The following is a 22,398-nucleotide window of genomic DNA, read 5'->3' as shown; positions in this document are numbered from 1 at the left end:
CGTGAGTTCGTAATGGTCGGTGAAGAAAGCGGTGGACCGTGCTGTGGTGTTCACTCGGTCAGCTTAGCTAATGATCATCGGAAATCTCGAGACTGCACGGCGGGTGGTGCTGCTAGTGGTTCGAAACTTTCGGCTACGACGTTTTCTACCCCCTCTGGAGACCGTTCGAGGCGACCCCGCACGATGAGTGCGGGCGCGGATCGCGCGACGAGCCTGTGGCGCTCCCACATCTTTGGCCAGACCACGATGTTGACGGTGCCGCTCTCATCTTCGAGGGTGAGGAAGGTGACACCGCCTGCCGTGCTCGGGCGTTGCCGGTGGGTCACCACGCCGGCGACTTCGACGATGCTGCCTGGCCGCACCGCGGTGGTGCGATCGGAGCGCACCACGCGCCGGACATCGAGCTGGTCGCGCAGCAGACTGAGTGGGTGATTGCCGGTCACTACACCTGTGGTCCAGAGGTCGAGGGCCGACTGCTCACCCGGTGTGAGGAGCGGCAGCAGCGGGGGCTGTACCGAGGTGGCGATGCCAGGCAAGTATCGCTCGCGGTTCTCTGCGCTCGGACCTGCCGACCAGAGCGCTTCGCGTCGTTCGAGGCCGATGCCACTGCACGCGCCAGCGCTCGCGAGCGCTTCGAGCTGATCTTTGCTGAGGTCTGCCCTGCGGGCGAGGTCGGCCATGTCGAGGAACGGTTCGCGGGCGCGTGCGGTGACGATGCGCTCTGCCGTTGCCGCTTCAATGCCGCGGATCGCGGTGAGGCCGAGTCGCACATGGAAGTTGCTGTCACGGCGATGCTGGCCGCCCCGGTCTGGCCCGCTGCCGTCAAACGGGCCAACTGGCGGCTGTTCGAAGACGGTACAAGCGTGCGTGCCAGTTGCCGCGTGGTGGGTGCCTGGTGTCGCTGGGGCGTCGCGTGGCGCAATGACTGACTCGATGTCGGAGAACTGCACATCGGGTGGCAGCACCTCAACGCCGTGCCTGCGGGAGTCTTCGACGAGGCTGCGTGGCGAGTAGAAGCCCATGGGCTGCGACTGGAGAAGCCCTGCGAGGAAGGCTGCCGGGTAGTGCAACTTGAGCCACGCGCTCACGTAGACGAGTAGCGCGAAGCTAATCGAATGGCTCTCTGCGAATCCGAAGCTTGCGAACGCCTCGATCTGTTCGAAGATGCGAATCGCTTCATCGCCGACGATGCCGTGTTCGGCCATGCCTGCGAAGAGTTTTGATTTGAGCTTGTCGATTCGTTCGAGTCCACGCTTCGAACCCATGGCACGGCGAAGCTGGTCTGCGTCTTCGCCCGTGAAGTTTCCGACTGCCATCGCCATTTGCATGAGCTGCTCTTGGAACAGGGGGATGCCGAGCGTGCGCTTGAGGACTGGCTCAAGTGTTGGGTGCGGGTATGTGATGGGCTCAGCACCTGAACGCCTGCGGAGGTACGGATGCACGGAGCCGCCCTGCACGGGTCCCGGCCGGATGAGCGCGATCTCAATCACGAGGTCGGTGAATTTGCGCGGTTTGAGGCGCGGCAGCGTATTGAGCTGTGCGCGGCTTTCGAGTTGGAAGATGCCGACAGCGTCGCCGCGACAGAGCATGTCGTAGACGCCGCTTTCTTCGCGAGGGATCGTCTCGATGCTCCATCGTTCGCCAGTGCCTGCCGCGATCATGTCGAATGATTTGCGGATCGCGCTCAGCATGCCGAGGCCCAGCAGGTCGAACTTCACGAGGCCCATGGACGCGCAGTCGTCTTTGTCCCACTGCAGGACGGTGCGGCGCTCCATGCGGGCATGCTCGATTGGGCACACCTCACCGACCGGTCGGTCGGTGAGTACCATGCCGCCGGAGTGGATGCCGAGGTGGCGTGGTGCCGTGAGCATCATTTCTGCGAGCTTGGTGACGGGCGCTGGCAGCGCGGTGTTCTCAGTGAGGTTGCCGCCGCGTTCGAGCTGCTTTGTCCAAGCAGTCTGCTGGGCAGAGCTATACCCAAGGGCGCGGGCAGCATCGCGCACCGCTGCCTTCGGGCGGTAGGTGATGACGTTGGCGACCTGCGCAGCGTTGAGCCTGCCGTACTTCTCGTAGACATACTGGATGACCTCTTCACGGCGTTCCGAATCGAAATCGACATCGATGTCTGGTTCTTCATCGCGCATGCTCGAGAGGAAACGTTCGAATGGGAGATCGTAGTAGATGGAATCGACCGCGGTGATTTCGAGGACGTAGCAAACGGCTGAGTTCGCCGCTGAGCCGCGCCCTTGGCAGAGGATGCCGAGGCCTCGCGCGTGCTGGACGATATCGTGCACGATGAGGAAGTAGCCGGGGAAGTCTTTCGCCTCGATGACGGAGAGCTCGCGCTCGATGCGGGCGCGCTTCGCTGCGTCGAGTGTCTGGCCGTACCGTTGTTCAGCGCCGCGCCACACGAGCTCGCGGAGCCAACCCATCTGTGTCTGACCAGCGGGAAGTGCGATGCGTGGCAGGTTTGGCTTCGCTTTGGCGAGGGGAAACGCGAGCTCGCGGGCGAGGGGTACAGTGCGCAGCACAGCGTCTGCGTGTCGGGCAAACCGGTTCAGCATCCAAGCACCGCTGCGAAGCCGTGCAGAGCCGTTCGCAGGTAGATACGGGTCCATCTCCGCAAGGCTTCTGCGTGCTCGAACCGCGGCTACCGCTTCAGCGAGCGGAGTCTCGGCAAGGGTTGCGTAGTGCACGTTGCCGGTTGCCAGGGTGGGGAGACCGGCGTGCTTTGCGAGGGCGGCGAGCTGGTCGATCCGCGCATCATCGCCAGGGCGACCGTGATGCGTTAGCTCAACGTGTACCTGATCGCGGCCGAAGAGCGCGACGAGTCGGTCAAGTTCTGCGCGGGCTGCATCTTCACCGTCGGAACGATTCGAGGCAGTATTGAGCGCCTGCTGCACAGCGCCTTTGCGGCATCCCGTGAGGATCGCCCACTCGCCACCGGCGGTCTCGGCGAGCGCTTCGAGGTCGTAGACCGGTCGTCCCTTCGCGCCACCAGCCAGTTGCGCGTGGGTGATGGCGCTTGCGAGCCGGTGGTAGCCCTCTTTGCCGTGCGCGAGCGCGAGCAAGTGTGTGCCGGCGGGATCGATGGCTCCGAGCTGGGGCGCATCGAGCCCGATGCTGAGCTCTGCCCCGTACACGGTGAGTACGTCAGGAAACGCGGTCGCTTCTTCTGCAAAACGGGCAGCGCCGTAGATGCCGTCGTGGTCGGTGATGGCAATGCCAGTGAGGTCGAGTTCGGCCGCGGTGCGGATGAGTTGCTGCGGCGATGAAGCACCATCGAGGAAGCTGTAGTGGGAGTGCGCATGCAATTCTGCATACGGCACGTGGGAGCTATCGCGCTTCGAGACGGGCGCGGATCCCGGGAGCGCGGCAGTTGTTGGGGCTGGCGACGACGTTGCAGCCGCTTGGGCGCCCGCGTCCGGGCGCCCGGAGAGCCTGCGCTCAAGCTCGGACCAGGTGATTTTTGGGTTGTGCCAACCAGCCATCAGTCGTATTTCCCCTCGGCGAACCATGACTGATTGGAGGTGATGAGGAGCCATGCGGTGCCATCGGCAAGCTCGACCTGCAGGCGATGCCTGACGGGTCGGCTTTCCCACCAGCGTTCGCGCAGCGGCCAGGGGAGCGACCAGTGTGCGACCTGAGTGCTGTGCTGAGGATCAGTTGAGAACTCGGCCGGGTCTGCTGACAGGACATCATCGGGGGTGACGAACAGGGGAGTGCCATCCGTTCCGAGGAGTTGCGCGGGGCGTGGCGGATCGAATACAAGTGAGGGATGAAGCTCGATGAGCGCGCCTGGCCAGGGGGCAGCGGCATTGTTGCGTGACGCGTCAGCTTGCACGGTGCCCCACGGGGTGAACGACTGGCGTTCGCTGACGAGGCGCCCGCCAGTGAGCGAGAACGTGCCGATGCTGCTCGGGCCGAGGAGCTGCTGCACGCGGCTGAACTGATGATGCACGCGCTCATCTGCGCCGGTATTCCAGAGCCCTGGTTCGTGGGCTGCTGCCGCGTCGGTGCGTACGGGAAACACCATGATGCGAGCGATGCCAGAGCCGGTGCGTTCGGGCGCGCGGGGCACCTGCTCGCTTTGCCATCGGATACGCGTCAACAGGTCGGCTGCGGAGAAGTACTGAGGGTGCCCCCAGACGCGCTCGTGCAGCATCCCGATGTCGTCGATCAGGGTGATGCGAAACTCGGTGCAGACAAGGTTCGCCTGTGCAAGCTGGTCAATGGACGTGTTTGCGAGTGCGCTGCAGGCGAATGCGAGCTGTTCAGCAGTGTCGATGGGGGTCTCGAAATCTTGCGTGACTTCGAACGTTTGGGCTGCTGCATACGCCTGAATCGCGGCCTGGCTCGCCGGTTCGAGGCCCTGTGCACGGCGGTGGGCGGTGACGCCGCCTGGGCCGAAGCGGGCGCGCACGGCGGGCTCTGGGAGCGCAGCAAACGCGCCGAGCGTATGAATGCCGAGCCCGTGCAGCGTATCGCTCAGGCGCGGTGACCCTGCGATTGCGAGGTCTACCGGGAGCGGAGCGAGAAACGCCTTCGCGGTGCCGGGGGAGAGTACGCGAATGCCGTCTTCTGCCGCCTCGAGGAACGTATTCTGTGTGTCGGCTCGGGCGGTCTGCTCCGCGGCAAACCTGCCTTCTGCAATGCCAATGCGTGCCGTGACATAGCCGAGTGTTGTCGCATGGGTGCGAAGCTCCTGCGCGGCCTGGAGCTCGCTGCCGTAGAACCGAGCGGGCCCACGGGCCTGCATGACCGCGAGCCCGGGACGCTCTTCTGCGATGTGGGGAATGAGGTCTGCGAATGCCGCGAGCAGCGTCGCGAAGCGTTCTGAGCCGAGCGTGGGATGCAGCGGCTCGATCGCGAGATCGGGGCACCGGAGGCGGGCTTCTTGCTCGCGCAGGCCGATCCGCACACCGCGTGCGCGCGCTGCGGGTGAGCACGCGACGATCATGCGCTTGGCCACGAGGGCAAGCGGTGGGAGCGGATCTGTCAGCTCGACGCCGAACGCATCAAGGTGCGCATAGACGGGCCAATCGGGAAACCAGAGCGCGATGATGCGCTGCGGGGTTGCTGCGTCGGTCATCGTGTTGCCACCAGACGGACGGGTGACTGCTGCGGTGCCAGGTGGCCCCCAGCGAAGCGGAGCTTGTGCGTGCGAGGGCCGCGATGATCGCTGCTGCGAACGGTCAATTCGCGGTCGCGGAGTGCACCGCGACCGGTGTCTAGCCCGATCCAGCGTGAATCTGTCACCCGAATCTCAGCATCAGTACGACGCCAATCACCCATGACAATGAGGGTGGATCCCTGCTCGCGGAGTCTCGCCGCGATGCGTTCCGCGTCGTGCGGTGGGACCTCAGCGGGAAACTTCGTGAGAAGCGCAGTGACTGTGCCGCTCAGCATGTCGGCGACCGCGGTCGTGCGGGCGCCTGGATCTGGCACGACGATGCAGCGGTCAAGGGCGATGCCTGCGTCGGCAGCGGCTTCAGCACTGAGATTTGGGCAGCCAATAATGCCGCACCAGGCTCCGCTTTGGGATACGGGTGCGAGAAACGAAAGCGCGAGCTGCCAGGAACCGGAGACTGCGTAGATGCCACCTTCGCGGAGGGAGCCGCCCGGGAGGAGTGGGGCGAGCTCTGGCGCAGTTGGGAGCGTGCGCTCGTGCAGGCGCAGCGGCTGCATTGCGCTGATGCGCTGCTGCAGCTCGAGGACTGTCGCCGGAGAATTCATGAAGCAATATTCGAACATATGTTCGAATAAGTCAATCTGTCGGCGTGCCTCCAAGAAGGCGCGTAGGATGGTGTCGATGAATGAGGAAGAACTGGACGATTACGAGCGCGAAGCCGAGCTGTCGCTGTTTCGTGAGTACCGCGATATCGCAAGCCAGTTTCGCTATGTCGTAGAGACGGAACGCCGTTTCTATCTGGCGAACGATGTTGAGCTGAAGCGTCAGGATGCGGGCAACGATTTCTACTTTGAGCTGTCCATGAACGATGTGTGGGTGTGGGATGTGTACCGCGCCAACCGCTTCGTGAAGTCGGTTCGAGTGCTGACGTTCAAGGACGTCAACGTCGAAGAGCTTTCGGCTCACGAGCTGAAGTTCCCTGAGGACCTGTCGCTCGACCGCTAGGTTGCTCACAACCTCCGCACTGAAGTTTTTCTCCACAACGACCGCCCCTGAGGCGGTTTTTGTGTGTGTGGCGGCAACCGGTGCGCCACACTTGCCGCATGAATCGTTTCGTCTCGTGTGTGTACTCGTTGGTGTTGACCCTTTTCCTGGTGAATCCGGCGGCTCCGGTTGCCGTGGCAGCGCCGTCAGCGCTGTCAATCCCGTCAGCGCCGTTAACCCTGGCAACCCTGGCAGTGCCTGGCGGCGCGACCGCCGCAGCTTCCCCTGAAAAATGGCTGCCCCCGGTCGGCACTGCGTTGCAGGTTTCCGGCCGGTATCGGGCACCGCCGAACCGCTATGCGTCAGGCCATCGAGGAATCGACCTGCCTGCTCGCCCTGGCGCAACCGTGCTCGCGCCTACCTCGGGCGAAGTGACATTCGCTGGCGTGGTTGCTGACCGCCCGCTCGTCACCATCCGCGTCGATGCGCAGACGCTGGTGTCGCTGGAACCGGTGCGCTCGGAGCTCGTCGTCGGTGATTCCGTCAGCCGAGGAGCCGTGCTTGGTGAGATGGCCAGCGGCGGTCACTGCTACGCGGAATGTGTGCACGTCGGCGTCAGAATCGATGGTGCCTACGTGAACCCCATGCGGTTCTTCTTGGCGCGTCCGATCTTGCTCCCGCTGGCGGGGTAGCGGATCAGGCTCGCGGGTGAGCCTGGCGGTAGCTCTCTGCGAGGCGTTCCTTCGAGACATGGGTGTACACCTGCGTGCTGGCGAGGCTCGAGTGGCCAAGGTACTCCTGCACAACGCGCAGGTCGGCGCCGCCGTCGAGCAAGTGGGTGGCGGCGGTGTGGCGGAGCGTGTGCGGTCCGCGCGGGCCACTGCCAGGCTCCTGCTCGAGTTCCTTTGCGACCAATCGATACGCGGCAGACGAGGTGAACGCACCACCACGGTTCCCCAGGAACATGGTTGCTTGCGTTGCAGGAGTGGGAGACTGATCCGCGCCCGTGTTCTGTGCGCGTGCGAGGAGCGCCGGTCGCCCCGTACTGAGGTAGCGATCGAGCGCTCGGGCGGCGGATCGGCCGAGCGGCACCACGCGCTCCTTATTGCCCTTGCCGAGCACGCGCACGGTGCGATCGCCTGGCGCGTAGCCGGCGACGGTGAGTGAACACAGCTCAGAGACGCGTAACGCAGAGGCGTACAGCAGTTCAAGCGCTGCGTGGTCCCGGAGCTTCGTGGGGTCGCCACTCTCGGCAAGGCTGGCGGCACGCGTGAGAATGCGATCAGCCTGATCGGTGGTGAGGACGCGGGGAAGTGACTGCGGTGACTTCGGTGCACGTAAGCGCGATGCCGGGCTGCCCGGAACATACTCGCGAGTCTCCAGCCAAGCGCCAAAGGACTTGAGCGTGGCAACGTTTCGCGACAGCGTCGCGGGGGAGAGTCCGCTCTGCTGGCGTTCCCAGAGCCAGTCTCGCAGTAGATCAAGCGTGAGATCCGTGACATTGGTGAGCTGCCGCTCCACGGCGAAAGTTGAGAGGAGTTCGAGATCGCGGCGATACGCGGTCACAGTGTGCTCCGAGTAGCCGTACTCGTGGCGCACCGTTGTGAGGAAGCTGTCCACTGCGTCCCGGATATCCATGCCTCTATTGTGGCTCGCATGCCGCAGGAAACGGGAAAGGCTCACAGTCTTTCGACGGTGAGCCTTTCCCGCTGGCACTGATCCGCGCCCCCATTACGCGCTAATTGAGAAAGAGCGCGAGCGTCGGTACAACGATCGCCGAGGTGACCGCCATGGCGAAGGTGAACGCGATGACCGGGTGGAAATCGGACGGGAGGATCTTTTCAATCAAGCGGGAGATGAACGGACCAATAAGCGCGCCGAGCACTGCACCGAGGATGATGGCGGGAACCGTTCCGCCGAAGGCCAGCACGCACGCTGGAGCGACGGAGACGACGGGGATGTAGGTGGGAACGTAGCCGCCGCCACGAAGTCCACGCCGCCACACAACTACGCCGATCGCTGCGGTGAGGCCCTGCGCCACGAGAATCTGCGGGAGAAGGCCAGCCAGCTCAGCCGGACCGATCATGACCGTGACTGCGAGGCCGATCAGCATACCAATCGAGGCGAGCTCGGTCGCCCAGAACTGCGCCTCCGAGAAATCGGCGATAACACGGCGCATTGTCCAAGCCGCGTCCTTCCACAGCGTTGGTGTGCCTGTGATGGTGGTCGCGGGGGCCGCCGGCGCTGCGTCGAGCTTCGGCGCGGTCGGACGTTCCATCCACGGCAGGTAGCGCGCAATCAGGCACGAGATCGCGGTACCGAGCGCCATTGCCATGGTGTTTGCAGCAACGCCGGGGAGACCGAGTGGCACCGTCACATACATGATCAGCGGGATTGACAGTGGCGTCGCGATACCCGCGCCAAGAACCGCGCCAGTGAAGAGCGTCTTCCAACCCGAACCATAGATCAGTACGATCGCGGCGGGGACACACACGAACGGGATGAAGGTGGACTGCCAGGTGTCATCGATCCGCCAGCCAAACGCGACGTTCGAAAGGATGAGGCTGAGCGTCGCTGAACCGAGGATCCACGGCCACAGCCCCGAACCATACGAGACCGCGATGCCGCCCCAAGCACGACCGCGCTTCCACCCCCACCACGCGAGCGCAGCGCCAAGGAAGAGGCCAATGGAAGCGAGGGGTAGCTTGTAGAACTGGGGGGCCGTGATATCGCTGATCGTCCAGCTCACCCACGCCCCAAACCCTTCTGGTCGCGGTGAAGCGCTCGCCACAGGTGTGGGGGCGCCGCCAGCGAAGATGCCCTTCACCGCGTCGAGCGCGAACGCGACGCCGATCAAGAGCGCGACGATGATCACCGCCCCGATAATCATGCCCGGGGCACGGAGCTCCGTCGGGGTCTTGCGTGAAACTGAATCTGGTGTGGTGGTACTCGACGTCATTGAAAAGTCCTCAGAACCGTGCCTTGGCACGCTGTCACCTTGCCTGACTCGTCTTTGAGAGGTGCGATGACGTCGCGCTGACAGCATGAGCGATTATGTTGCAGATCTAGTTACGACGCTATCGCCAATGAGATGCGGACACAACGGCAGCTTTACGCGTCCTGGGCGAAGGACATTTCACCAGGGGTGACGGAACGCGAACCTGCCGTCAACGAAGACGTCAATATAGGTAGCGCCACCGTCGACGACCTGAGCCGCAATGAAACGCACGGAGACCATATGCTTCTCCACAAAACCAACTTCGAGGTCGAACACGTTCGGCATGAGGATCCCGAGGTTGCCGCCTCCTGTGATGATTATGTGGCCATCCACACTGATCGTCACAACGTGCCTGATGCCGGCCACGTTCACTGTGACCTCATGCGATTCTTCTACGCCAACGCGGAAGGAGAAGGTGGTTGCCATACTTGCACCCTATACATAGGGGCTCCGCCAGCGTTCGTAGCTTCACTCGCGTTTCAGTAACCTCCAGTTCTGGGGATCTAACGGGTCTCGTTCCACGAACCCGAGAAGCTCTAGCTCGGCAAGCGCTTGCCGAGCATCTGCGAGCGTGAGCCCAGAGACCCGAGAAGTCTCAGCGGTGCTCCGGGTATTCCGCAATGGCAGGGCGTCCAGTACCCGCCGGTGGATGGAAAGCTGCCTTGCGCCGCTGGTCTCTGGTGTTGAACTCATTGAATCAAGCCTGAGGAACTCACAGAGCTCAGAGGTATTTGAGACGAGTTCTGCCCCGAGATTCCGAATGATCGCGTGGCACCCTGCCGAAGCCGGGCTCGTGATTGGGCCTGGCACAGCAGCAAGCGGTCGGCCAAGCTCCGCAGCATGCCCGGCAGTATTGAGTGACCCGGATCGCGCGCCTGCCTCAGTGACGAGCGTTGCGTGTGCAAGTGCGGCAATGAGCCGGTTCCGTTGCAGGAACCGCCATCTCGTCGGAGCGGTACCTGGAACAACCTCAGAACAGACGGCCCCGCCACGCGCTATTTCTGCAATAAGCGCGGTGTGGCCCGCCGGGTAAGGGCGGTCCAGGCCACCAGCAAGCACAGCGACGGTTGGTTTCTGCGCGCTGAGGGCGGCGTGATGCGCGGCAGCGTCGATCCCGTAGGCGGCGCCAGAGATCACCATGATCCCTGCGCTCGCCGCATACTCCGCAAACTCACTTGTCAACTCTCGACCGTAATTTGTGCAGGCACGTGCTCCTACGATCGCTAACCCTCCAGCGTTGAGCGCTGAAACGTTTCCCTGGAACCATAAAAGTGGTGGAGCTGCGTGTTCTAGGTCGGCTAAGCCGCTCGGCCAGTCTGCGTGATCTGGAGTCATAACATCGAAGCCATTGGCGGCGGCAGTGTTGAGATCGTTGAGCGTCTCTTCTCTGCTGAGTCGAGGGCGCCAGCGTTGCATCGCTGCCGTAACTCGTGCATGAGTGAGGAGCGGGAACTCGGCGGGGGAGAACCCGCTAGCGGCGATCACTCCGAGCGTGGTCTTTGCTGATGCGCCTTGCGCGACGAGATCAAAAGCGTGTTCGGGGCCGAGCGCCGCAATCAGTGAGCCTGCAACTCGGTCGCCAGGCTCACACAGGCGAGCCCAGATAATCCGGGAAAGCAGCGTTGTGGCGAGGCGCACATCTAGGTCAGTTCCTTGAGCTGCAGCGAGTGCGTGCCGCAGCTCAGTGTCGTTTGCGAAGAACGATGTGTGGGGGGTCATGAGAACGCTCCACTCCGAAGGCTGAGCGCCTGGGCTATCTCTCTGCGGCCGGGCCGTTCGACGCCGGAGAGATCACTCACCGTCCAGGCGAGCCGGAGCACTCGGTCGTAGCCGCGCATCGTGATTGACCCGCGACGCAATGCTTGGTCGAGCACAGCAGTCTCCTCGCTCGGGAGGCGGAGCGTCAGGCCGCGTAGCCAGTCTCCTGGGACGTCTGCATTCACTCGCCATGGTGTTTCTCGAAGTCGGTGGGCGGATCGCTCACGCGCCAGAGTGACTTTTTCTCTCAGTGCCGCGCTACTGTGTTCTGCGACCACGCCCAGGCCAACGGTCGCAGGTCTAGCAACTGTTGAGACGCGGCGGACCGACAGTTGGAGATCTATGCGATCTGCAAGTGGTCCCGAGAGCTTGCGGAGATAACGGCGTCGGATCTGAGGAGTGCACTCGCACTGGAGCGCGGTTTCAGGTGAGCCTGCTTTCCCGCACGGGCATGGATTCGCTGCCAGCACGAGTTGGGTACGGGCAGGAAAGGTTGTTCGCATATTCGCGCGATGGATTTCGATGCTGCCCGATTCGAGTGGCTGTCGAAGTGCCTCGAGTACGTCTTTTTTGAACTCCGGCGCTTCATCAAGAAACAGCACGCCGTAACAGGCTCGGGTGATCGCACCGATACGTGGAACGGCTGACTGCCCACCCCCAACGAGGGAAGAACTGGTTGCAGTGTGATGCGGTGACTCAAAGGGTGGGCGCGTGACGAGTTCGAACACCGGCGTGCCACCAAGTGACGCAATGCTGCTTGCCATGAGGGACTCTTGCCCGGACAAATCTGGCAGGAGCGAAGGGAGCCTGGTGGCAAGTAGCGTTTTGCCTGCGCCTGGCGGGCCGACCATAGCAAGGTGATGCCTCCCGGCTGCTGCGACAACGAGTGCCTCGATCGCATCAGCCTGGCCTGTAACCTCAGCCATATCCAGAGCGTGCGGGTTGGTAGCGTCTGGCAGGAGCCGTAAGGATCGCGGTGGCGTTGGGGGAGTGAAGCACTGGGAAACCTGATCGCCGTGGTGCCAGGCAACAGCGCTGCGCAGATCAGGCACGGCGATGACCTCGATATCGGGGATGAGTTGTGCCTCACTGAATGATGCCGAAGGCACCATCACCTGCCGAAATCCGAGGTCGCGGGCTGCGAGCACTGCGCTCAAGAGCCCATTGGGGCGTCGAAGGGTGCCGTCTAGGCCGAGCTCGCCGAAGTGAGCGGTGGTCTCGAGCTGCGAACTTGGGAGGTGCCCAGATGCTGAGAGTACCGAGAGTGCAATAGCAAGGTCGAACCCGGTGCCATGCTTCGGGAGCGCTGCTGGGGCGAGATTCACGGTAATGAATCGGCTTGAGAGCGAAAGCCCGGATTGGGTTGCGGCAGTTCGCACGCGCAGCTTCGCCTCCGCCAGTGCAGCATCTGGGAGGCCAATGATCGCCATGCCTGGCAGCTGCTGGTTTACCGCGGCCTCAACATAGACCGCACTGCCGGAGAGACCGGTGAGTGCGATGGTCGCTGTGCGACAGACGCGCGTCATTGGATGCCTCGCAGATGGTCGATTCGTGGTGTCTCCTCATCGCGCAGTGTGATGCCGATCGCATCAATACGCAAATGGGGGTAAGGCATACGTTGCTTCTGCACCCACTCGAGGAGCAGCCGCTTGAGACGTGCACACTTTCGGGCGGTGATGGCTTCGAGCGGATGGCCGTGGTTGTGTCCACGTCTGGTCTTCACCTCAACTGCGACGACGGTGCCAGCCTTCGACACGATCAAATCGAGTTCACCGTGCTGAGTGCGCCAATTACGCGCTAACACTGTGTACCCTTTCGCTACGAGAAACCTGGCCGCCAGTGCCTCGCCACGCGCACCAAGCGCTTGAGAGTTTCGACGTGAGTTTTCTTCATTCATGGGTAACCTCCTGCCGATAGTGTGAAGAAAACTGCCAGCTCAGAAGTGCGATCACCTCGCTTTGTGAATAAGTGCCCAAAGATCGCGGCAAACTCGATGTGCGAGCAACGCTGAGGCGTCGAAATGTGTGCCGAAATGGTGGTAAGCTAGACGGGCATCTCGGAAGAGGTGACTTCGCGTGCCCACTTCAGTGGGTGAGGCCACCGGTCCACAGGTCAGTTTGACGTGTGGCGGTTGAGCTCACGGGCACCAGGCTTCGATCGCACCGCGATCGTTGAAAACCGCATTTGCGCGTTTTTTGACGCGCCCTATTACAAGGAGACGACCATGGCAGTCGTTACCATGCGCCAGCTGCTCGACAGCGGCGTTCACTTCGGTCACCAGACCCGTCGTTGGAACCCGAAGATGAAGCGCTTCATTTTCACTGAGCGCTCGGGTATCTACATCATCGACCTGCAGCAGACCCTCGGTTACATCGACTCTGCATACGACTTCGTAAAGAACACCGTCGCACGCGGCGGCTCGATTCTCTTCGTTGGCACCAAGAAGCAGGCTCAGGAAGCAATTGCTGAGCAGTCGACTCGCGTGAACCAGCCTTACGTGAACCAGCGCTGGCTCGGTGGCCTCCTCACCAACTTCCAGACCGTTACCGGTCGCCTGGAGCGCATGAAGGAGCTCGAGCAGCTCGACTTCGAGGGCACCACCTCGGGCTTCACCAAGAAGGAGCTCCTCCTCAAGAAGCGTGAGCTCGACAAGCTCCAGAAGACCCTCGGTGGTATCCGTCACATGACGAAGACCCCTTCGGCAATCTGGGTTGTTGACACCAAGAAGGAGCACCTCGCAATCGACGAGGCGAAGAAGCTGGGTATCCCCGTTATCGCTATCCTCGACACCAACTGCGATCCCGACGACGTCACCTACCCCATCCCGGGCAACGATGACGCAATCCGTTCGGTTGCACTGCTCACCCGCGTTATCGCTGACGCAGCTGCTGAGGGCCTCATGGAGCGCCACCAGAAGCCTGCTGAAGGCGCAGCAGCTGAGCCCCTCGCTGAGTGGGAAGTTGAGCTCCTCAACGCTGACAAGCCCGCTGAGGCTGCAGCTGAGGCAGCTGCTCCCGCAGCTGAGTAATTACCTTTCGTAATTACCTCTGATCTTTCCTCCGTTCATCTATTGAACGTAGGATTTAGACAAGACACATGAGACCGCGGGGTGCTGAAAAGTGCCCCGCGGTTTCCATAGACATGAAGGAGTCACACATGGCTGCAGTAACCATGGCCGCTGTGAAGGAACTGCGCGAGCGCCTTGGCGCCGGCATGATGGACAGCAAGAACGCACTCGTCGAGGCAGACGGTGACATCGAGAAGGCAATTGAGATCCTTCGCCTGAAGGGCATCAAGGGCGTTGCTAAGCGTGAGGGCCGCGAGGCTACCGAGGGACTCGTCGCAGTGCGCGAGACCGAGGGCGCAGCAACCATGATCGAGCTCGTTTGCGAGACCGACTTTGTTGCAAAGAACGAAAAGTTCGTTGCACTCAGCGAGAAGGTTCTCGACGCAATCGCAGCAGCAGGCGCGGCTGACGCAGAGGCTGGCCTCGCGGCTGAGCTCGACGGCAAGACCGTTGCAGACGTCATCACCGACGAGTCGGCAATCATCGGCGAGCGCATCGTTCTCCGTAAGGTGACCCGCGTTGAGGCTCCCGCTACCTCGGTATACCTCCACCGCACCTCGAAGGATCTGCCCCCGCAGATCGGCGTTGTCGTTGGCTACGAGGGTGACTCGGCAGAGGCTGCAGACGCAGCACTCAGCATCGCACGTCACATCTCGTTCGCTGACCCCCTGTACGTGAACCGCGACGAGGTTCCCGCTGCAGACGTCGACAAGGAGCGCGAGATCGTTACCGAGATTTCGCGTAACGAGGGCAAGCCCGAGGCTGCACTCCCGAAGATCGTTGAGGGTCGCCTGAACGCGTTCTTCAAGCAGGTTGTTCTCACCGAGCAGATCCACGCACTCGACGCTGACAAGCGCGACGTGAAGGCTGTTGCTGAGGCAGCTGGCATCAAGATCGTTGGCTTTGCACGTAGCAAGGTCGGCGCGTAAGTTGCTTCATTAGGCCCGAGGGTAGTTTTTCTACCCTCGGGCCTTGTGCTGCCATTCACCGACTATCATTACTCCCAGAACACACCGAGAAAGCGAGTCTTCTTTCATGACTTCAGTCACCCCTCGTAAGCGCCGCGTACTGCTTAAGCTCTCTGGAGAAGCGTTCGGTGGTGGCACCCTCGGAGTAAACCCGGACGTCATTAGCCAAATCGCACGTGAAATCGCTGCAGCCATGGAGACCGCAGAGGTCGCTGTAGTCGTTGGCGGCGGCAACTTCTTCCGCGGTGCAGAGCTTTCACAGCGCGGTATGGATCGCGCTCGCGCTGATTACATGGGCATGCTCGGCACCGTCATGAACGCACTTGCGCTCCAGGACTTCCTGGAGCAGGCAGGCGTTGATAGCCGTGTGCAGTCGGCGATCACCATGACCCAGGTCGCAGAGACCTACATCCCGCTTCGCGCGATCCGCCACATGGAAAAGGGTCGCGTTGTGATCTTCGGTGCAGGCGCGGGACTTCCGTACTTCTCTACGGACACGGTTGCGGCGCAGCGTGCGCTCGAAATCCACGCAGACGAAGTACTCGTCGCGAAGAATGGCGTCGACGGCGTGTACACCGCAGACCCGAACAAGGATCCAAACGCTACCCTCATCGAAGACATCACCTACAACGATGCGCTCGTAAAGGGTCTCAAGGTCGTTGACTCGACCTCGTTTAGCCTCTGCATGGACAATGGCATGCCGATGCGAGTATTCGGTATGGAGCCTGCAGGAAATGTCACCGCGGCTATCCGTGGCGAGAAGCTTGGCACGCGAGTCCACCAGTAAGCTAAGAAACGTTTACCGTTTAAGAAGGAGATCATCGTGATCGAAGAGGTATTCGCTGACGCGAAGGATCGTATGACCCGCGCGGTCGAGGCCGCCAAGGAAAGCTTCGCGACGGTTCGCACCGGCCGCGCTAACCCGGCACTGCTGCAGAACCTCATGGTTGATTACTACGGCACCCCGACGCCACTTCCGCAGCTCGCTTCGGTAGCGAATCAGGATGCGCGTAGTCTCATCATCACCCCGTATGACAAGGGTGCGATGAAGGGCATCGAAGAGGCAATCCGCAACATGCATAACCTCGGCGCGAACCCCACGAATGACGGCACCGTCATTCGCGTTACTCTGCCCGAGCTCACCGCTGAACGCCGCAAGGAGTTCGTCAAGATCGTCAAGACTCGTTCTGAGGATGCACGCGTTGCTGTTCGTAACGTGCGCCGCAGCACCAAGGACGAGCTTGAAGCGCTGAAGAGTGAGGTCGGCGAAGACGACGTCGCACGCGCTGAGAAGGAGCTCGAGGCTCTTACCAAGCAGTTCATCGAGCAGATTGACGACGCGTTCAAGCGCAAAGAAGCAGAACTGCTGGAGGTCTAACCTCAATGTCGGTAGATGGTGAGCAGCACGAAGGTCGTCACGACCTTCAAGAGCTTCGCGCGCAGCTCAAAGCGACGAGCGACCGTGTGGAAGAAAAAGCCGGACGCAATCTCTTTTTGGCGATTGGTTCAGGCCTAGTCTTTGGCGCAGTCTTTCTCGGAAGCCTCTTCTGGATGAAGCCGGCTTTCGCGATCCTCGTCGGAGCGCTTGTCGTGATCGCTCTTGTCGAGCTGGCTTCGGCGTTCCGTACAGCGGGACGCCGAGTGCCGCGCTTCGGCGTCGCGCTCGGTGGGTTGCTCACCGTCTCCGCCACATATTTCTGGGGTGCCGCGGGCATGCTGATGGGCTTGTTCGCCGCTTCCGCGCTCCTGATCGTGTGGCGTCTTCTTGAGGGACTGGTGCCGAAGTGGGAAGTCGCACCTAAGACCCTCGTTCGCGACGTGTTCTCAGGGCTTTTCACGCTGGTGTACGTCGGGTTCTTTGGATCCTTTGCGATCCTGCTGAACGAGCTTGACAATGGCGAATGGTGGGTCTTTACCCTGGTTCTCGTCGTTGTCTCGGTTGATATCGGTGCATATGCTGCGGGCGTGACGCTGGGCAAGCATAAAATGACACCGCGGATCAGCCCAAACAAAACTTGGGAAGGCTTCGCAGGGGCGGCCATCCTCGCAATGACGACGGGTGTGCTCTCGGCGGTCTTCTTCCTTGATCAGCCATGGTGGGTCGGCATTCTGCTCGGCGTCGTGGTTCTGCTCACCGCAACTGGCGGTGACCTCACCGAATCACTCATTAAGCGTGATCTCGGTGTGAAAGACATGAGCACTTGGTTCCCTGGCCACGGCGGGTTCCTTGATCGCCTTGATTCACTGTTGCCCTCGGCGGTGGCAGTCTATGGCGTCGCCCTCGTAGTTGGAGTTATCTCGTGAGTGATGGTTCGGTGGGCACCGCTGGCCAGCCAGGCAATGTTTTCCCGAAGGCGGCGGATCGTCAGCTGGGCTACAAGCATGCCAATGTTGAAACGTTCGTCGAGCGCGCGCGCGAAACCTACGTTGGTACTGCCGATGCAACATCGGCGGTGACCGCGGCAGAGGTTCGCGAGGCTTCATTCCCGCTCGTGAAGGGCGGCTACTCAGTCCGCCACGTCGACGCGGCACTCGATCGTCTTGAAGATGTCTTCTACGAGCGCGAGCGACGCGCAGAGATGCGCGAGAACGGCGAGAAGGAATGGTGGGACGAGACCCGCGCACTTCTCTCGGATGTTCGCGGGCGTATCGGTCGACCGGCTGGCAAGCGATTGCGTCGGCGGGGAGTCTTTGCTACTGGCTACCGTCGGTCGCAAGTTGACGCTTTCCTCGACAGCGTTGGGGATATGTTCTCGCGTCGCGAGATCTCGATGACTCCTGCAGAAGTGCGGGAGACCGTATTCCACAGTGAGTGGCGAGGCTACGATGAAGACCAGGTTGACGCGCTCCTCGATGCGATCGTCGAGCTGATTCTGGCTACTCGCTGATCACCGGCTGTGAGCGTCTTGGCGCATCACTGTTGGTGAGATACAATCGTTACATTGTGACTGCATCTACAACTCGAACTTCTCTCTGGCGCCGCGTACGCGGCCCCATCGCAGGCGTGACCGCTGCCGGTTTCCTCGGCATGGCGATCCTCGCTCCGATGACCACGCCCAGCGCATCCGCTGACGAAGAGTTTGCTGCGCAGTACCCACAGCTCTTCCAGGAATTCGTTGCGAACGAAAACCCGAATGATGACTTTGTGCTTCCCGCTATTGAAGGTGAAGAAGTCCCAAAGCCGAAGCCGGTCGTCAAGGTAGCCGAGACTGCTGAAGACTCTGAAGAGTCAGCAAGTACGGAGTCGCTTCGCTATACCGGCGGTGGCGCTCCCTCTGAATGGATGGCAGCTGCCGGAATCGCTCAGAGTGACTGGGGCTTCGTTGACTACATTGCCTCGCGCGAGTCTGGCTGGAACCCGAACGCGACAAACGCTGACTCTGGTGCGTGTGGACTCATTCAGGCTTACCCATGCAGCAAGGTCCCTGGAAACGGCTATAACCCTGTAGACAACCTGCAGTGGGCAAACGGTTACGCAGTTGGTCGATACGGCAGCTGGGCTGCTGCGTACGACTTCTGGACCTCGAACCACTGGTGGTGATCGCGGGTGGGGCGTAGCCGCGGACCAAGCAAGTATCAGCGCGCGGCCGCCGCACCGCAGCGTGACGTTTCCCGTATGGCCAACGGCGGCGCGCGTCGAGAGATGCGCCGCGGTCGTGAATGGTTCGTTCGAGACATCTCAGTGCAACGAGCCGAGAAGACCTACCGCTGTCCGGAGTGCGGCAGCGACGTCCCGCCAGGCCAAGCTCACGTGGTTGCTTGGAGCGCGGAGAACTTCTTTGGTGACTCTGCCGCGGTAGCTGATCGCCGCCACTACCACTCGCATTGCTGGCGACTCATGTAAGTGGGCGACAGTTGTCTGAGTGCCACCTGAGCCGACATGCATGAAAGAGGCCCCATCTTCCGCAACTGCGGGAGATGGGGCCTCTTTGCGGTGAAGCTGGAAGCCCGCGCTAGAACAGTGTCGGGGGAGCGGCAGGCGCCTCTACCTCGACTGAGACCGGAGCTGGCGAGCCAGAGGCAAGCCCAGGGCCTTGATCGGGCGCTACGCCTGCCTGGAAGGCCTTTGCCGCGGCATTGGCCCGCGCGTCAGCAGCCTCGTTCATCGGGTCACCCGCGTGCCCCTTCACCCACTCGAACTTGTAGGTGCGTCCGACGAGTGCAGCGTCGATCTGTTCCAGCAACTCGCGGTTGAGTACCGGTTTCCCGTCTGCCTTGCGCCAGCCTTTTCGCTTCCAGCCTGGCATCCACTGCGTTACCGAGTTGATTACGTACTGGCTGTCGCAGCGAATGAGAATGGGTTCAGCTGCACGGTCAGCGGTGGCGTTCAAGAGATCGAGGACGGCCATGAGTTCGCCCTGATTGTTGGTGGCGCGTGGCCAGCCACCAGCACGCCACTGGTTGTCATCGATGTACCAAGCCCAGCCAGCGGGGCCAGGATTGCCGAGCGCCGAACCATCGGCTGCCGCGGTAATGCTCATTCGGGTTACTCTGCCTGATCTGCTTCGGGGATGACTGCGGTCTCGCCGGTTGCGTTGGATGCGTCCTCAGGAACGACCTCGACATCAACATGGCGTTCCGCTGCCGTGTTCATCTTCTGGGCATTGGTGAGGACCTCGCCAAGGCTTTCAAAGTAGCGCGCAACCGCGCCGCGTTCGACCTTGAGCTGGTTCATGCGATCCTCTGCCGCTGCGAGTACCTTGGTCGCTCGATCCTCTGCTGCGACCCACGTGACCTGCGCACGCTGCTCGGCTTCGACCATGATCTCTGCGGCACGCTGCTCAGCGGCTGCCCGGATCTTCATCGCATCCTGCTCGGCGTCAGCCGTGAGTTCCTGGTGTTCTGCGCGTGCAGCCGCAAGCTGTTCGCGGAGTGCGAGCAGTTCTGCGGTCGCTGCGTCGAGTTCGGCCTTCGCAGCAGCTGCCGCCTCGCGCTGACGCTCTGCCAGATCGGTTTCGAGCTGCGAACGCTGATCCGCCACGGTCTGTGCGGTCTCGGTGCGCTCGGCAGCAAGCTTTTCGCGTGCCTCACGAACCTCGGTCTCAGTGGTGTCGCGCAGGGTCGCGAGCTCAGTTTCCTCGCTCGTGCGGAAGTCAGCGAGTTCCTTGACCGTGTTGGCGCGCAGGAGGTCGGTTTCCTCGGTTGCCGTCGCGCGGATCGCAGCTGCTTCGCGCGCAATTGCGGCTGCAGCTTCGTCACGCTCGCGCTGCAGGTCTTCATTATGCTGTGCGCGGAGCTTGGTGAGCTCACGGTCGTGTTCGCCGCGCTCTCGCTCGATGTCGGCATTGAGCGAAGCGCGATCACGCTCAATACGAAGCTCAAGCTGTTCACGGTCTAGACCCAGCTGGGTCGCGGATTCTTCACGCGCCAAACGAAGCTGCGCCTCGGCAGCGGCAGTCTCGTCAGCAAGGCGCTGGGTGTGTGCCGCGAGCTCCGCAGCGAGCGACTCGTTGTGTACGGTCACTTCGTCGGCAAGACGGGCGGTGTGCTCTGCGACCTCATCGGCAAGCAGTACACGCTGAGCCTCAGCTGCGTTCTCACGTGCTTCTGCCGCTGCGAGGCGTGCTGCCTCAAGCTCGTCAGCGAGGTCGGTGCGCTCAGCCTCAACACGCGCCCGGTGCTGTTCCCACTCAGCGATCAGGCGATCCTGGTGCGAACCAAGCTCACGCGAAATACGCTCGCCGTGCGCTTGCCGTTCAGCGGCCATGCGATCTGCGTGCTCGGTGCTCTCGGTTTCGATCCGCTCCTCATGTGCGGCGCGTTCGGTCGCAAGGCGCTCATCATGAGTGAGCGACTCCGCGGCGATACGTTCGTCATGCGCAAGTGATTCCGCAGCAATGCGTTCGTCGTGAGCGAGAGACTCAGCGGCGATCCGCTCGCTGTGTGCGGAGCTTTCAGCCGCAATGCGCGCTTCATGAGCGTCGATCTCGGAAGCGAGTGCCGCATCGTGGGTTGCGCGTTCGGTTGCGAGGCGCGACTCGTGTGCAGTTCGCTCAGCCTGTACCGACTCTTCGTGCGCAGTGCGCTCATCAAGGATCGAGGTCTCATGCGCGGTGCGCTCAGCGGTGAGCTGTGCGGTCTGTTTCTCGCGCTCGGTGAGGAGCTGTGCGTCGTGATCTTCGCGCTCGCGGGTCAACGTTGCGTCGTGTGCTGCGCGCTCGCGCTCGCGAAGTTCGGTTGCGTGCGTGTTTAGACGTTCGCGCTCCCGCGCAGCCTGATCTGCAAGGGTGCGGATCTGGGCAGCCTGCTGTTCCTGCTCGCGCGCGGCAGTCGCTGCGTGCTCCGCGAGCTCCTGGGCGAGACGCGCTGCGTGCTGTTCGAGTTCTGCTGTGATCCGCGCATCGTGTTCTGTGCGCTCAGCAGCAATCGCTTCGTCGTGCTCGGCGCGCTCCTGCGCGATGCGGCCGCGGAGCGTCGACATCTCGTTCTCGAGGTCACGGCGCTGGGCATCTGTCGACGCGGTCAGCTGTCGCTCAAGCTCCGTGTACTTCTCTTCGAGTTCAGCTTCTTCACGCTGGCGGCGTGCCTCAAACTCTGCGCGATTGACTTCTGCTTCGTGAGTGAGGCGTGCCCGTTCAGCTTCGACCTCTCGACGGGTCTCTTCGCGTTCTGTCTCAAACGCCGCAGCCGACGCCGCCGTCGAATTCGTCAGCTCGGTAGCTGCGGTCTGAGCCTCACCGAGGACGCGCTCTGCTTCGCTCTTCGCCGTCGCGAGTTCTGCACGAGACTCGCGATCTGCCGTCTCGCGTAGCGAAAGGGACTCGCGTTCGGCGGTGGTGCGGATGCGCGTTGCCGTGTCGTTCGTTTCGGCGAGGATGCGCTCGCGCTCTTCGTTGGTCTCTGAGGTGATCTGAATGACATCGCGGCGCGCGGCGCCAATGATGACCTCTGCCTGCTCATTTGCGGAGGCCAGGAGTTCGTCTGCCTGCGTTCGAGCCTGCGCGAGAAGGCGGTTGCTTTCTTCTTCGCTTGACTTGCGCAGCTTGTCTGCATCGAGGTCTGCCTGAGCCATGAGCGCCTGTGCGTGCTGCTCGGCCTGCTGCAGACTCTTCTCGACACGCAGTCCGAGACCGGAGTAGCCTGAGGCACCGAGTTCGGCGACCTGCTCCTGGAGTTCTGCGATCAGGGCACGCTGCCCCTCGCCGGCTTGCACCTCGGTCTGGTGTGCGTTCTGCAGCGCGGTCAGGTGCGACTGCAAAGTCGCCATGCGCGTGCTCAGATCATTGAGATGCGCGTCTACCTCTTCCCGCTGGTAGCCGCGGAATGAGACTGAGAACTGCTGTGCTGCGTCGGACACATGGCCTCCGGATTCGTTGGGTGCTCAGGCTCGACAAACATATCTATCGCGCCTGTGTAACTGACCAATGATAACCCGATTGCGGTGCGGCAATGGGGCAAGAGTGCGGCTGGGAGTCAACACAGTTCTCACTGATTCATCTGCGCTCCACAGCTGCGTTCCGGTACCGTAGTAAGGAACTGTAGGTTTCGGCGA

Annotated in this window: 20 protein-coding genes; 9 read left to right on the top strand and 11 right to left on the bottom strand. The window is 62.0% G+C overall.

Annotation, left to right across the window (positions count from 1 at the left end):
* Nucleotides 1–74: 74 nt before the first annotated feature.
* Genes ICM05_RS11255 through ICM05_RS11245 form a run of 3 tightly spaced genes read right to left on the bottom strand, consistent with a single transcriptional unit; the run spans nt 75 to nt 5,736 of the window.
* Nucleotides 75–3,491: an error-prone DNA polymerase gene (locus tag ICM05_RS11255; protein ID WP_188024728.1), complete on the bottom strand. Its 3,417-nt coding sequence runs from the start codon at nt 3,489–3,491 to the stop codon at nt 75–77.
* Entirely contained in the window at nt 3,491–5,092 is a 1,602-nt protein-coding gene (locus ICM05_RS11250) for a DNA polymerase Y family protein (RefSeq protein ID WP_188024727.1), read from the bottom strand. The genes ICM05_RS11255 and ICM05_RS11250 overlap by 1 nt, the downstream gene beginning before the upstream one ends.
* Nucleotides 5,089–5,736 carry a hypothetical protein gene (locus tag ICM05_RS11245; protein ID WP_188024726.1) on the bottom strand — a complete coding sequence of 216 codons (648 nt, stop codon included), beginning with the start codon at nt 5,734–5,736 and terminating at the stop codon, nt 5,089–5,091. Before ICM05_RS11245 ends, ICM05_RS11250 begins: the two co-directional genes overlap by 4 nt.
* A gap of 76 nt (nt 5,737–5,812) precedes the next feature.
* On the opposite strand from ICM05_RS11245, the gene ICM05_RS11240 reads away from it, so the two are divergent.
* Both ICM05_RS11240 and ICM05_RS11235 read left to right on the top strand, forming a co-directional pair.
* On the top strand, nt 5,813–6,136 hold the full coding sequence (locus ICM05_RS11240; RefSeq protein WP_188024725.1) for a DUF2469 domain-containing protein: 324 nt from the start codon (nt 5,813–5,815) through the stop codon (nt 6,134–6,136).
* Between the two features lie 98 nt (nt 6,137–6,234).
* Nucleotides 6,235–6,807 (top strand): M23 family metallopeptidase, encoded by a 573-nt coding sequence (locus ICM05_RS11235; RefSeq protein WP_188024724.1) that lies wholly within the window; start codon nt 6,235–6,237, stop codon nt 6,805–6,807.
* A 4-nt stretch (nt 6,808–6,811) separates the two neighbouring features.
* Here ICM05_RS11235 and ICM05_RS11230 read toward each other — a convergent pair whose 3' ends face one another.
* The 6 genes from ICM05_RS11230 to ICM05_RS11205 form a co-directional block, all read right to left on the bottom strand.
* Complete coding sequence (locus ICM05_RS11230; RefSeq protein WP_188024723.1) at nt 6,812–7,753, bottom strand: tyrosine recombinase XerC; 942 nt, start codon at nt 7,751–7,753, stop codon at nt 6,812–6,814.
* Nucleotides 7,754–7,853: 100 nt separating this feature from the next.
* Entirely contained in the window at nt 7,854–9,074 is a 1,221-nt protein-coding gene (locus ICM05_RS11225) for a hypothetical protein (RefSeq protein WP_188024722.1), read from the bottom strand.
* Between the two features lie 177 nt (nt 9,075–9,251).
* Complete coding sequence (locus tag ICM05_RS11220) at nt 9,252–9,539, bottom strand: hypothetical protein (RefSeq protein ID WP_188024721.1); 288 nt, start codon at nt 9,537–9,539, stop codon at nt 9,252–9,254.
* Between the two features lie 42 nt (nt 9,540–9,581).
* The gene (gene dprA / locus ICM05_RS11215) at nt 9,582–10,832 is read right to left on the bottom strand and encodes a DNA-processing protein DprA (RefSeq protein ID WP_188024720.1); all 1,251 of its coding nucleotides are present in this window, start codon (nt 10,830–10,832) and stop codon (nt 9,582–9,584) included.
* Complete coding sequence (locus tag ICM05_RS11210; protein ID WP_188024719.1) at nt 10,829–12,397, bottom strand: YifB family Mg chelatase-like AAA ATPase; 1,569 nt, start codon at nt 12,395–12,397, stop codon at nt 10,829–10,831. Before ICM05_RS11210 ends, dprA begins: the two co-directional genes overlap by 4 nt.
* Complete coding sequence (locus tag ICM05_RS11205; protein WP_188024718.1) at nt 12,394–12,768, bottom strand: YraN family protein; 375 nt, start codon at nt 12,766–12,768, stop codon at nt 12,394–12,396. Before ICM05_RS11205 ends, ICM05_RS11210 begins: the two co-directional genes overlap by 4 nt.
* A gap of 327 nt (nt 12,769–13,095) precedes the next feature.
* On the opposite strand from ICM05_RS11205, the gene rpsB reads away from it, so the two are divergent.
* The 7 genes from rpsB to ICM05_RS11170 all read left to right on the top strand — a co-directional run bounded on the left by rpsB (nt 13,096) and on the right by ICM05_RS11170 (nt 18,447).
* Nucleotides 13,096–13,899: a 30S ribosomal protein S2 gene (rpsB, locus tag ICM05_RS11200; protein WP_188024717.1), complete on the top strand. Its 804-nt coding sequence runs from the start codon at nt 13,096–13,098 to the stop codon at nt 13,897–13,899.
* Nucleotides 13,900–14,027: 128 nt separating this feature from the next.
* Nucleotides 14,028–14,867: a translation elongation factor Ts gene (gene tsf / locus ICM05_RS11195; protein ID WP_188024716.1), complete on the top strand. Its 840-nt coding sequence runs from the start codon at nt 14,028–14,030 to the stop codon at nt 14,865–14,867.
* Nucleotides 14,868–14,973: 106 nt separating this feature from the next.
* Nucleotides 14,974–15,693, top strand: a complete 720-nt coding sequence (pyrH, locus tag ICM05_RS11190; protein WP_188024715.1) for a UMP kinase — start codon at nt 14,974–14,976, stop codon at nt 15,691–15,693.
* Nucleotides 15,694–15,729: 36 nt separating this feature from the next.
* Complete coding sequence (gene frr / locus ICM05_RS11185; RefSeq protein WP_188024714.1) at nt 15,730–16,284, top strand: ribosome recycling factor; 555 nt, start codon at nt 15,730–15,732, stop codon at nt 16,282–16,284.
* A gap of 5 nt (nt 16,285–16,289) precedes the next feature.
* Nucleotides 16,290–17,210: a phosphatidate cytidylyltransferase gene (locus ICM05_RS11180; RefSeq protein WP_188024713.1), complete on the top strand. Its 921-nt coding sequence runs from the start codon at nt 16,290–16,292 to the stop codon at nt 17,208–17,210.
* A complete protein-coding gene (locus ICM05_RS11175) occupies nt 17,207–17,794 on the top strand; it encodes a DivIVA domain-containing protein (protein WP_188024712.1) in 588 nt (195 codons plus the stop codon). Before ICM05_RS11180 ends, ICM05_RS11175 begins: the two co-directional genes overlap by 4 nt.
* Before the next feature lie 56 nt (nt 17,795–17,850).
* Entirely contained in the window at nt 17,851–18,447 is a 597-nt protein-coding gene (locus ICM05_RS11170; protein WP_353055894.1) for a transglycosylase SLT domain-containing protein, read from the top strand.
* Between the two features lie 412 nt (nt 18,448–18,859).
* On the opposite strand, the gene ICM05_RS11165 is transcribed toward ICM05_RS11170, so the two are convergent.
* Nucleotides 18,860–19,387: a ribonuclease H gene (locus ICM05_RS11165; RefSeq protein WP_188024711.1), complete on the bottom strand. Its 528-nt coding sequence runs from the start codon at nt 19,385–19,387 to the stop codon at nt 18,860–18,862.
* A gap of 5 nt (nt 19,388–19,392) precedes the next feature.
* Entirely contained in the window at nt 19,393–22,203 is a 2,811-nt protein-coding gene (locus ICM05_RS11160) for a DivIVA domain-containing protein (protein WP_188024710.1), read from the bottom strand.
* Between the last annotated feature and the right edge of the window lie 195 nt (nt 22,204–22,398).

Origin of the sequence: Leucobacter sp. cx-42, assembly GCF_014529985.1 — a bacterium.
Classification (GTDB): Bacteria; Actinomycetota; Actinomycetes; order Actinomycetales; family Microbacteriaceae; genus Leucobacter.
Note: the sequence above shows the minus strand (reverse complement) of the source record. Positions and strands in the feature narration are given on the sequence as shown.

Excerpts from the sequence above, each read along its gene's own strand:
- ICM05_RS11255 (WP_188024728.1), bottom strand. The coding sequence starts at position 3,491 with ATGGCTGGTTGGCACAACCCAAAAATCACCTGGTCCGAGCTTGAGCGC.
- ICM05_RS11250 (WP_188024727.1), bottom strand. The coding sequence starts at position 5,092 with ATGACCGACGCAGCAACCCCGCAGCGCATCATCGCGCTCTGGTTTCCC.
- ICM05_RS11245 (WP_188024726.1), bottom strand. The coding sequence starts at position 5,736 with ATGAATTCTCCGGCGACAGTCCTCGAGCTGCAGCAGCGCATCAGCGCA.
- ICM05_RS11240 (WP_188024725.1), top strand. The coding sequence starts at position 5,813 with ATGAATGAGGAAGAACTGGACGATTACGAGCGCGAAGCCGAGCTGTCG.
- ICM05_RS11235 (WP_188024724.1), top strand. The coding sequence starts at position 6,235 with ATGAATCGTTTCGTCTCGTGTGTGTACTCGTTGGTGTTGACCCTTTTC.
- ICM05_RS11230 (WP_188024723.1), bottom strand. The coding sequence starts at position 7,753 with ATGGATATCCGGGACGCAGTGGACAGCTTCCTCACAACGGTGCGCCAC.
- ICM05_RS11225 (WP_188024722.1), bottom strand. The coding sequence starts at position 9,074 with ATGACGTCGAGTACCACCACACCAGATTCAGTTTCACGCAAGACCCCG.
- ICM05_RS11220 (WP_188024721.1), bottom strand. The coding sequence starts at position 9,539 with ATGGCAACCACCTTCTCCTTCCGCGTTGGCGTAGAAGAATCGCATGAG.
- dprA (WP_188024720.1), bottom strand. The coding sequence starts at position 10,832 with ATGACCCCCCACACATCGTTCTTCGCAAACGACACTGAGCTGCGGCAC.
- ICM05_RS11210 (WP_188024719.1), bottom strand. The coding sequence starts at position 12,397 with ATGACGCGCGTCTGTCGCACAGCGACCATCGCACTCACCGGTCTCTCC.
- ICM05_RS11205 (WP_188024718.1), bottom strand. The coding sequence starts at position 12,768 with ATGAATGAAGAAAACTCACGTCGAAACTCTCAAGCGCTTGGTGCGCGT.
- rpsB (WP_188024717.1), top strand. The coding sequence starts at position 13,096 with ATGGCAGTCGTTACCATGCGCCAGCTGCTCGACAGCGGCGTTCACTTC.
- tsf (WP_188024716.1), top strand. The coding sequence starts at position 14,028 with ATGGCTGCAGTAACCATGGCCGCTGTGAAGGAACTGCGCGAGCGCCTT.
- pyrH (WP_188024715.1), top strand. The coding sequence starts at position 14,974 with ATGACTTCAGTCACCCCTCGTAAGCGCCGCGTACTGCTTAAGCTCTCT.
- ICM05_RS11180 (WP_188024713.1), top strand. The coding sequence starts at position 16,290 with ATGTCGGTAGATGGTGAGCAGCACGAAGGTCGTCACGACCTTCAAGAG.
- ICM05_RS11165 (WP_188024711.1), bottom strand. The coding sequence starts at position 19,387 with ATGAGCATTACCGCGGCAGCCGATGGTTCGGCGCTCGGCAATCCTGGC.